Consider the following 8,964-nt stretch of genomic DNA (forward strand, 5'->3'; position numbering starts at 1 on the left):
AATTCCGAGACTGGCAAATATTATCGAATACGCCTCATGCTGGCTGCCATGTGGTCTGCACAGGAGTTTTTGAGTACTTACCTAATCCCCAGTAGGATTTTTTCTGGTCATTACGTTTAGGTGCACAGAATCATCCTTGGACAAACAGGGCAACGGGCGTCTACCATAGGGGTAGCCTGCGGACCGAACTCTCTATTCCACATCAATGCGGCGATACTTTCTACTTAGTGGAGAGACAGATGACACTGTTGCGTCAAAGAAAAGAGTAGCTGGTTTTGAATCTGGAATAATGTCTCACCCTATCGATTAGATGCTTCTTCGATCGGTGATTGCGTTTATCAAAGACGACAGCTTCAAACCCCTATTTGACGACGTCTTTTAGTATTGTCCTTTTCTTGCTCATCCTTCGCTGTGTTCCAAACCGCATAATTATTCCGCCGTATAATTTGTGCAATAGGGCTGTCCTGATTCCTGATTCCTGATGATTCTATTTTCTAATGGAATAGGCAATGCCTCCCTTAAGTCAGGTAAACAGTGATATCCATCAAATTGGCGAATTCACCACGGTCGTACTATCTTTTCTGCACTTTGCTATTCCTCTCCATAAGGTCACACGGTGTTGGATCTTGAAAACAGCCTTCCGTGTTCAGCGGGTTACCGGTGGAATGCGCTTCGTCTTGTCCGGCTTTATCACTTTGACGGGGAGTGACATTTACTGTCTATGTGGGAGACGTTATGCCCGAAAATCTGTCTACAGAGCTGATCCGGATCGGGGTAGACCAGGAACTGGCTGCCAAAGTCAGCGCTTCGTTGGATCCGGAATACAATGCCAGCAAAAAGGATATTCTGGTTATGCAAGAAGCCATCATGCAGGTTCAGCTACGTTCGGACACCCGCTACCATTAACTCAACCAGAAAATCGATAGCGCCTACCATGAGCTGAGCCAGAAGATTGATAGCCGCTATCACGCACTGGATCAGAAAATAGATAACCGCTATCACGAGCTGGATCAAAAGATAGACAGCCGCTACCTTGAGCTGAACCAAAAGATTGATTCCGTCCAAACCGGTATGCATCAGGGCTTTGCCGAATTACGGACAGAAATGGCCGGCATGAGCCGGCAGTACCTGATTACCTTTGGCGGCCTGATCACCACCATCATCACCGTGTTCCTGGTCAACCTGTATTGCCATCTTTGATGGGGGACGTGATATCCGGCAACCGTTATTATTGCCCCAGCATTCCCCACCTGGCATCAGCAAAAGGGCGGGCCAGTATAGCTCTCCCTGATTTATAACCTATATTCAAATGAAGGATTGTCACTGGGATTGTGCAAACGCTTGTCGTTAATACCCGAAACGGGGGAAAACAATGAGCGTTGAATTTGACCAGGAACTTATCGAAAAAGTGGCCAGCCAAACCAAGACTCAGAATGATCTGGCCAATTTCAGCAGAGAACTTCTCCAACGGCTATCGCGTGTGTTTTGACAGCAGGGCTGGGCGAACACGCTGGCATACAGGAAAGATGATGCTGCTGGAAAGAACACGGGCAACAGTCGCAATGGACATAACAAAAAAACGTCAAGGATGAGCGGCGCACGACAGGATGAGGTGGTGCGCGGGCAAAATCGTCCGTATCCAATCCTCTACCGTGATGGTCTTACCCGCATTCCTGAGTCGTTCAACCGCCTCATCAGGAAGACGACGCAGCAGTGGAAAACATTCCCGAATGACAAGTTTGTCATGACGGTTTTTTATCGGGGCATCGCTAAGGCACCAGAGAGTTGGCGCCATGCCTGTCCGTGACTGGGACGCAGCCATGAACCGATGGGTGATCCTGTTTCCAGATTGGTTTTTGGCGTGAAGGAAAGGGTGCGTTTACATAACATGGATTTCAGGCGCTGAAATATGAAAAGTTCCTTATTTGCACTGTGTTTTTTCTTCTCGTGTTTGTTTTTGTTTAAGCTTCTGGGTGTTGCTCAGTATCCAATAATACCGGTTGTTTTGCTGTTTTCAGCTTTTCTGGGTTATATAGTCAGTGAATCAAAAAATTTAAGGCAGCTGTTTAACGTCAGGCGGCATGGTTTTTCTTCTGAGCGTGTCAAGTATAAGATCTTTTCCGCAAGTTTAATTTTGCTGATAATGCCAGTGTACAGTTACTTGGGAACGTTGGTAGGTTTTACATGGCTTAACAGTTTCTGGAATGACTTGTGGCTGTTTTCTTTTTTGCTGGTTCTTGTTCCGATCTATATTGTTTTTTCAGATCTACGACAAAATGATCCGTATGATGAGTATTATTACGTTGGGCGCTTTCTTGCAACGGGTAAACCAGCCGGTAAATGGGGAAAACATTTTTTTCGAGCTTTATTGGTCAAAGTCTTTTTCTTACCGTTGATGTATGGTTTTTATATTATTGCCGTTAACGATCTTTTGGGATGGAAAGTTGAGGATGTTTTTTCTTCTAAAATTTTCCAATACCTGTTTGTGCTAGGCCTTACAATTGATGTTCTTATTGGTACGCTTGGTTACGTATTATCTTTGAAATTATTTAATACTGAGATCAAAAGTGTTGATTCTACCCTTTCTGGTTGGCTGGTTTGTCTGATTTGTTATCCTCCTTTCAACCAGTACGTAACAAATATGCTGCATCAGCAAGATAACCTTTACTGGGCTGATATTTTGCCGCAGGACTCACCGTTTTATTGGGTTTGGGGTATCCTTGTCGCACTAACATGGGGGATATACTGGTGGGCAACATTATCAATGGGGGTTCGTTTTTCAAACCTTACATACCGAGGTGTCATTTCCTCTGGCCCATATCGATGGGTGAAGCACCCGGCTTATGTTTCTAAAAATATTTATTGGTGGCTAATTACCATACCTTTTGTCACTGAAGGGGGGGGGTGAGCATTTATATTAATGTTATGGCTTTGCTGATGTGGAATTTGATCTATTACGCCAGAGCTAAAACAGAAGAGAGGCATTTGAGACACTACGATGAGTATCGTGAATATTGTGCATTTGTCGATAAGCGTGGGTTGTTAGCAACTATTGGTAATACGTTAAACCCAATAAAGACAAAGTATGTAAGAATAAAGCGTGCGTTAAATAGAATTTACCAATAGTGTTAGTACAGCCATATTGGGAAAATGAAATTGTCTTTATGGATGATACTAATATCGTGCATACCTTCATAATCCAAAGTATGATTTTCCCTGATCATTACGGTTAGGTGCACAGGATCATCCATGGACAAACAGGGGCAGCAGGCGTCAACAACGGGGCTGACGGCTGACGAGGTCGCAGATTACCTCAAACAGCATCCGGACTATTTCCATCATCGGGATGACCTGCTGGCTGAACTCTCCATTCCCCATCAACGCGGCGACACCATCTCCCTGGTTGAGCGACAGGTGACGTTGTTACGTGAGCGTAACAGTGAATTAAATCAGCGGCTTGGCAGCCTGGTGACAATTGCCCGTGATAATGATCAGTTGTTTGAACAGTGTCGTCGGTTGCTGCTTGCACTGATGGAATCCGACACCCTGGACCAGGTGGCGGACACCCTTGAAGACAGTCTGCTGCACGATTTTCAGATTGATTATTGCAGTTTTATCCTGATCAGTGACCGTCCCCTGGAAACCCGTGTGCGGCTGTGCCGTGAGCGGGATATCAGCAGGCATGTGCGGGACCTGTTAAGCCGCAATATGCAGGGCAATCGTACGGTCTGTGGACGTCTACGTCCCGATGAAGCGGCTTTCCTTTTTTCCAATCATGCCCGCACGATCGCCTCGGCTGCCGTCACACCACTCCATTACCATGAGCGGCTGGGTATCCTGGCACTGGGTAGCCGACAGACTGACCAGTTCCGAGCCGGTGTCGATACGCTATTTGTACGCTTTATTGCGGATGCACTGGGGCGCATCCTGGGGCGGCTGATGTGAGTGTGTCGGACAAGGGTTCGGACAAACTGCCCGGGAAACGCGGAAATACAAACGATCACCAAAGCGCATTGGAAAACAAGACGGCATCATTAGCCATGAACCAGGCAGTTGACGCGTATCTCAGTTTTCTTCGCCATGAAAAAGGCTTTGCCGCAAACACCTGTGCGGCCTATCAGCGCGATATCCAGAAACTCTCGTTGCTGGCAGCCGGGCTGACCATTGAACAGTGGCCCGCACTGACGGCAGAACACCTGCGTCGTTGCTTGGCAGCGTTAAAGCGTGAAGGCTTATCGGCCCGCAGTCTGCATCGCTGGTTATCTGCCGTACGACAGTTTTTTGATTTTCTGATGCGTGAAGGGATTTGTCACAGTAACCCGGGGTTGCAGGTGCAGGCACCGAAACGCCCGAAGAAATTGCCAGATACCCTGGATACGGATCAACTTGCCGGTGTGCTGAATGTGACGCCGGACTCACCGCTGTCGCTGAGGGATCATGCCATGATGGAGTTGTTTTACTCCTCCGGCTTACGGCTCGCGGAACTGGTGGCGCTGGATTTGGTCGATCTTGATCTTGACGAGGGCGTGGTGCGAGTTGTCGGCAAAGGCAACAAGGAGCGGATCGTGCCGGTTGGCAGTAAAGCCCGGGACGCGATTCAGCAGTGGTTGACGGTGCGTCGGGGTATGGCGCAGGATGGGGAAAACGCCGTATTTATAGCCCGTGGGGGGCAGCGGATCAGCCGACGTCAGGTACAGGTTCGGGTGAAGGCATGGGGATTGCAGCAGGGGCTGGAGGGTAATCTGCATCCGCATAAACTCAGACACTCTTTTGCCAGCCATTTGCTGGAATCCAGTGGGGAATTGCGGGCTGTGCAGGAACTGCTGGGACACAGTGATATTTCCACCACCCAGATCTACACCCATCTGGACTTCCAGCATCTGGCCAACGTCTATGACCGGGCACACCCGCGGGCACGGAAGAAGGACGACGAATGACTCTTAAGCTGATTACCTTCGACCTGGACGATACCCTGTGGGATAACCTGGTCGTCATCAAGGAAGCCGTGCGTCAATGTTATAGCTGGCTGCTGGAGAATTACCCCAATCTGGCGGATCACTATGATCTTGAAGGGTTGGATGCCCTGAAAAACCGTTTTCGTGAACAATACCCTGAGTTCCGGCATCAGGTCAGTCGTGCCCGGATCATTGGCATGGAGATCGCGCTGGAAGAGGCGGGTTACGGTCGTGAAGAGATCGTCGCAGGGGCTGAAGCGGCGTTTGAAATTTTTAGCCAGTGGCGGCGGCGTATTGCTTATTACCCCGGTGTATTGGACACACTGGAATACCTCCATGAGCATTACACACTCGCGGCGCTGACCAATGGTAATATTGAAATGGCCAACCTGCAGATTGAACGCTTCTTTGATTTTGTCCTGAAAGCTGAGGATATCAATAGCAGCAAGCCAGACCCGTTAATGTATCAATTGGCCATGGAACAGGCTGGAGTAACGGCTGATGAAATGCTGCATATCGGCGACAGCCCGGAGAATGACGTTCTGGCTGCCAAACAGCTGGGTATCCGTACGGTGTGGTTTAATCCACAGGATGAGCCCTGGACGTACGATATCAGCCCGGATTATGTGATCAAATCAATTCCTGAACTGCGCACTATTGTCACGCCTAGTGGTCTGTCCTGATCGATTAATAACTACCAGAATAAAAAACATCTCATATTTTTATCTACAACCCACAGTGCGTGGGCTGTAGATAAAGTCTGAGTCTGGGTATTTATTATTAATGCGTTTAAACGGTTACAGCCGTTTATTGTTTGTTCAGGCCCTGTTCCCAGAATGCAATTTCCATGCGGGTAGCATCGCGGAAAATCCGGTTCAGTTTTCGACCCTGCTGACTGTCGGCAGAAATCTCTTTCATCATTTCATCCAGTGACCGGGTTTCGTCCACCGCCAGTTGCTGGAAGGTTTCACCGGCATACATATCGATCCAGGCGATGTAAGGATTATTTGCCCGGGCCGTAAACGATTGCTTCGGCAGCCAGGCACCGATCTCGGCGTAACCCAATGCGCAGGGAGCCAGCGCGACATAGAGTTCCGTCAGACTGCCGGACTGGCCGATATCCAGTACCAGTCGGGTATAAGCGACAGTGCCGCTGTCTTCCTCTATGTTCTCCAGATCCTGTTCTGAAATTCCCCATTCCTGGCAGTAGGCGACATGCAGGCTGGTTTCATGCTCCAGCAGGCCGGTCAGTGCTGTCAATGGGCGCTGCATGGCAGAAAAACTGTCGCATTTATAAATCGCCAGCGCATAGGCGCGCGCAAAGTGTTTCAGAAAAAGATAATCCTGGATCAGGTAGTGCCTGAATGCGCTGTCTGGCAATGTACCATCGCCCAATTGTCGGACGAAGCGGTGTTGGGTGTATTCTTGCCAGAGGGATTGGTTGGCGGTGATCAGGTCAGAAACATTCATGGTGGGTGTCAATGGCCAGCAATGGATTTGCCCGAAATCCTAGCCATGAACCGGTTGAATTGCACGGATTAATACGGGGGAAATGACCGGTTTGTCTCTGGAGGCAAACCGGCGGGTAACTTATATGACTTCTGCGCTCAGTGCTTCACTGTGGTTGTCGGCAGACGTACGACGTGAGTTGTCATTCTCACCGTCTTGTGTGGGTTCAGACGGCGATTGTGTCTTACTGAAGGCGTAATAGAGTAGCCCTCCCAGCAGAGAACCGGTAAACCAGCCGTAGCTGTAAAACCACATCATGGATTGGGTAATGATTGCCGTGACCGTCAGCGCAACCGGAATGGTAAAAGCGAGCATGGCTGCCGGATTAACCGATGGGTAGTGCCCCCCTTGGCGATACAGGTCCACCAGGTGTAATTGCTGTTTCTTGATAATGAAGTAATCCACGATCATGATCCCGGCAATCGGTCCCAGCAGGCTGGAATAACCCAGCAGCCAGCCGGTGTATAGCGCTTCAACGCTGGTATTGGATGTGATCAGTTCCAGTTTGCGCAGAAGCTCCCAGCCCATCAGCAGAATTCCCACCAGGCCGGTGAGCAGTACTCCCCGTTTGCCATCAATCAGTTTTGGAGCGATGTTCTGGAAATCATTGGTCGGTGACACGATATTCGCAGCGGTATTGGTAGATATCGTGGCGATAATGATCATAAGCATCGCAATCACAACCACGGCTTTATTATCGATTTGCCCGATCAAGTTGACTGGATCGGAAATGGTCTGGCCAACTAGGATATGGGAGGCTGCTGTCAGCACTACGCCCAGTGCCGCAAAGAAAAACATGGTTAATGGCAGCCCCAGCGCCTGCCCCAGCAGCTGGTCTTTCTGGGAACGTACAAAACGACTGAAGTCAGGAATATTCAGGGACAGGGTGGCCCAGAACCCAACCATGGCGGTCAGACCACCGAAGAAATATCCCCAGACACTGTCACCTTCAGGGCGGTTGGCAGGTGTTGCGAGCAAGGCGCCAAGATCGACTTTGGGTAGTGCCCAGATCATCAGGCCAAGACCCACGATCAGCAGCAGGGGGGCTGAAAAACTCTCCAGTTTACGTATCGCTTCAGAGCCACGAATGACAACGTAAAGGTTCAAGACAAGGAATAGAAAAAAACCAATGACTTCACCGGTTCCGCCGAGCGAGGCCCAGCTTTCGGACAATGCTGAAAACATCAGGTGAATGGCCAGCCCACCAAACAGGGTCTGGATACCGAACCACCCACAGGCGACAACGGCACGGATCAGACAGGGGAGGTTGGAACCCCGCAGGCCAAACGACGAACGCAGGACAACCGGGAACGGAATCCCATAGCGGGTGCCGCTGAAAGCATTAAGCATCAGAGGAATCAATACAATGATATTGGCCAGCAGGATGGTCAGCAGTGCTTCGGTAACGGACAAACCGAAATAGGCGGTTAGCACCCCACCCAGTGTATACGTCGGAACACAAATGGCCATGCCCACCCACAGGGAGGCGACATGGCCGGTTTTCCAGGTACGCTCTTCCAGGCGGGTGGGGGCTATATCGTCATTGAACAACGGGCTTTGCTTCAGGTCTTCGCCAACCTCTAATTCAAAAAAATCACCACGTGTTTTCATGGTTGATCGCTGCTCGCTCATGACTGCCTCCCTTGTCATTCATTATTCTGTGGGTAGCGGGTTAACCGTTGTCAGTCCGTTCCGGCATAAGGATTCTGCGGGTGTTGCGTCCAGTTAAGATAGGGCTTGCCGGTATCCTGGGCAACCATGGTGATGCAGTTTTCCACCGGACAGGTCATCTGGCACAGGTTACAACCCACGCACTCCGTTTCAATAACCGAAAAGTTACGAATACCATCATTACGGGTGTAGCGGATCGCCTGGTGGGATGTATCTTCACAGGCGGCATAACAGCGTCCGCAACCGATGCATTGGGCCGGGTCAATGTGGGCAATGGTTTTGTAATTCAGATCCAGGTATTGCCAGGAGGTCTGGTGTGGCAGGGCCTGTCCGCGAAAGTCTTCAATGGTCTTGTACCCTTTGTCGTCCATCCAGCGGCTCAGGCCGTCTATCATGTCATCCACAATCCGGAAACCGTGCAGCATCGCGGCTGTACAGACCTGCACGTTGGCTGCACCAAGTGCAATGAATTCAGCCGCATCTCGCCAGCTGTTGATACCGCCAATCCCGGAGACAGGCAGGTCGGCTGTTTCGGGGTCAAGGCCAATCTGTGACACCATGTTCAGGGCGATCGGTTTGACCGCCGGGCCGCAGTAACCGCCGTTGGTCGATTTTCCACCTACCGCCGGCGCGCTGACCATGGTGTCCAGGTCAATATGGGTAATGGAATTGATGGTGTTGATCAGGGAAACGGCGTCTGCACCACCGGCTTTGGCTGCACGGGCCGAGAGGCGTATATCGGTGATATTGGCCTTAACTCCCGCTTAACGATCTGAAGAAGTAAGGCTAAATTGAATGAAGAGAGCGTCCCCTGTGCTCTTCAGGCAAA

At 50.1% G+C, this 8,964-nt stretch carries 10 protein-coding genes and 1 pseudogene; 6 read left to right on the top strand and 5 right to left on the bottom strand.

All coding sequences use genetic code 11. From position 1 onward, the window contains the following. Positions 1 to 735 precede the first annotated feature (735 nt). Positions 736 to 906 carry a hypothetical protein gene (locus ABD892_RS12885; protein ID WP_345196165.1) on the top strand — a complete coding sequence of 57 codons (171 nt, stop codon included), beginning with the start codon at positions 736 to 738 and terminating at the stop codon, positions 904 to 906. Here ABD892_RS12885 and ABD892_RS12890 read toward each other — a convergent pair. Beyond that, positions 880 to 1,077, bottom strand: a complete 198-nt coding sequence (locus tag ABD892_RS12890) for a hypothetical protein (RefSeq protein ID WP_345196166.1) — start codon at positions 1,075 to 1,077, stop codon at positions 880 to 882. The two genes, ABD892_RS12885 and ABD892_RS12890, sit on opposite strands and share 27 nt — an antisense overlap. On the opposite strand from ABD892_RS12890, the gene ABD892_RS12895 reads away from it, so the two are divergent. Beyond that, a complete protein-coding gene (locus ABD892_RS12895) occupies positions 1,072 to 1,200 on the top strand; it encodes a hypothetical protein (RefSeq protein WP_345196168.1) in 129 nt (42 codons plus the stop codon). The two genes, ABD892_RS12890 and ABD892_RS12895, sit on opposite strands and share 6 nt — an antisense overlap. Before the next feature lie 382 nt (positions 1,201 to 1,582). Here the strand turns inward: ABD892_RS12895 and ABD892_RS12900 are convergent, their stop codons facing one another. Then, entirely contained in the window at positions 1,583 to 1,822 is a 240-nt protein-coding gene (locus tag ABD892_RS12900) for a hypothetical protein (RefSeq protein WP_345196169.1), read from the bottom strand. 87 nt (positions 1,823 to 1,909) lie between these two features. Here ABD892_RS12900 and ABD892_RS12905 point away from each other — a divergent pair, with 87 nt between their 5' ends. The 4 genes from ABD892_RS12905 (at position 1,910) to ABD892_RS12920 (ending at position 5,638) form a co-directional block, all read left to right on the top strand. Continuing rightward, positions 1,910 to 2,908 (top strand): hypothetical protein, encoded by a 999-nt coding sequence (locus ABD892_RS12905; protein ID WP_345196170.1) that lies wholly within the window; start codon positions 1,910 to 1,912, stop codon positions 2,906 to 2,908. 341 nt (positions 2,909 to 3,249) lie between these two features. Continuing rightward, positions 3,250 to 3,945: a DUF484 family protein gene (locus tag ABD892_RS12910; RefSeq protein WP_345196171.1), complete on the top strand. Its 696-nt coding sequence runs from the start codon at positions 3,250 to 3,252 to the stop codon at positions 3,943 to 3,945. Then, positions 3,942 to 4,937: a tyrosine recombinase XerC gene (xerC, locus tag ABD892_RS12915; protein WP_425559251.1), complete on the top strand. Its 996-nt coding sequence runs from the start codon at positions 3,942 to 3,944 to the stop codon at positions 4,935 to 4,937. The genes ABD892_RS12910 and xerC overlap by 4 nt, the downstream gene beginning before the upstream one ends. Beyond that, positions 4,934 to 5,638: an HAD family hydrolase gene (locus ABD892_RS12920; RefSeq protein ID WP_345196172.1), complete on the top strand. Its 705-nt coding sequence runs from the start codon at positions 4,934 to 4,936 to the stop codon at positions 5,636 to 5,638. Before xerC ends, ABD892_RS12920 begins: the two co-directional genes overlap by 4 nt. Positions 5,639 to 5,762: 124 nt before the next feature. On the opposite strand, the gene tenA is transcribed toward ABD892_RS12920, so the two are convergent. From tenA to preA, 3 genes and pseudogenes are all read right to left on the bottom strand, one after another. After that, the gene (gene tenA, locus ABD892_RS12925; RefSeq protein WP_345196173.1) at positions 5,763 to 6,425 is read right to left on the bottom strand and encodes a thiaminase II; all 663 of its coding nucleotides are present in this window, start codon (positions 6,423 to 6,425) and stop codon (positions 5,763 to 5,765) included. Between the two features lie 120 nt (positions 6,426 to 6,545). Next, complete coding sequence (locus ABD892_RS12930) at positions 6,546 to 8,096, bottom strand: NCS1 family nucleobase:cation symporter-1 (RefSeq protein WP_345196174.1); 1,551 nt, start codon at positions 8,094 to 8,096, stop codon at positions 6,546 to 6,548. A gap of 50 nt (positions 8,097 to 8,146) precedes the next feature. Next, a pseudogene (gene preA / locus ABD892_RS12935) lies at positions 8,147 to 8,884 on the bottom strand (NAD-dependent dihydropyrimidine dehydrogenase subunit PreA); the annotation flags it as partial. Positions 8,885 to 8,964 lie beyond the last annotated feature (80 nt).

Source organism: Kistimonas scapharcae (genome assembly GCF_039540975.1).
Lineage (GTDB): Bacteria > Pseudomonadota > Gammaproteobacteria > Pseudomonadales > Endozoicomonadaceae > Kistimonas > Kistimonas scapharcae.

Excerpts from the sequence above, each read along its gene's own strand:
- tenA (WP_345196173.1), bottom strand. The coding sequence starts at position 6,425 with ATGAATGTTTCTGACCTGATCACCGCCAACCAATCCCTCTGGCAAGAA.
- ABD892_RS12910 (WP_345196171.1), top strand. The coding sequence starts at position 3,250 with ATGGACAAACAGGGGCAGCAGGCGTCAACAACGGGGCTGACGGCTGAC.
- ABD892_RS12895 (WP_345196168.1), top strand. The coding sequence starts at position 1,072 with ATGCATCAGGGCTTTGCCGAATTACGGACAGAAATGGCCGGCATGAGC.
- ABD892_RS12890 (WP_345196166.1), bottom strand. The coding sequence starts at position 1,077 with ATGCATACCGGTTTGGACGGAATCAATCTTTTGGTTCAGCTCAAGGTA.
- ABD892_RS12930 (WP_345196174.1), bottom strand. The coding sequence starts at position 8,096 with ATGAGCGAGCAGCGATCAACCATGAAAACACGTGGTGATTTTTTTGAA.
- ABD892_RS12905 (WP_345196170.1), top strand. The coding sequence starts at position 1,910 with ATGAAAAGTTCCTTATTTGCACTGTGTTTTTTCTTCTCGTGTTTGTTT.
- ABD892_RS12920 (WP_345196172.1), top strand. The coding sequence starts at position 4,934 with ATGACTCTTAAGCTGATTACCTTCGACCTGGACGATACCCTGTGGGAT.
- ABD892_RS12900 (WP_345196169.1), bottom strand. The coding sequence starts at position 1,822 with ATGGCTGCGTCCCAGTCACGGACAGGCATGGCGCCAACTCTCTGGTGC.
- ABD892_RS12885 (WP_345196165.1), top strand. The coding sequence starts at position 736 with ATGCCCGAAAATCTGTCTACAGAGCTGATCCGGATCGGGGTAGACCAG.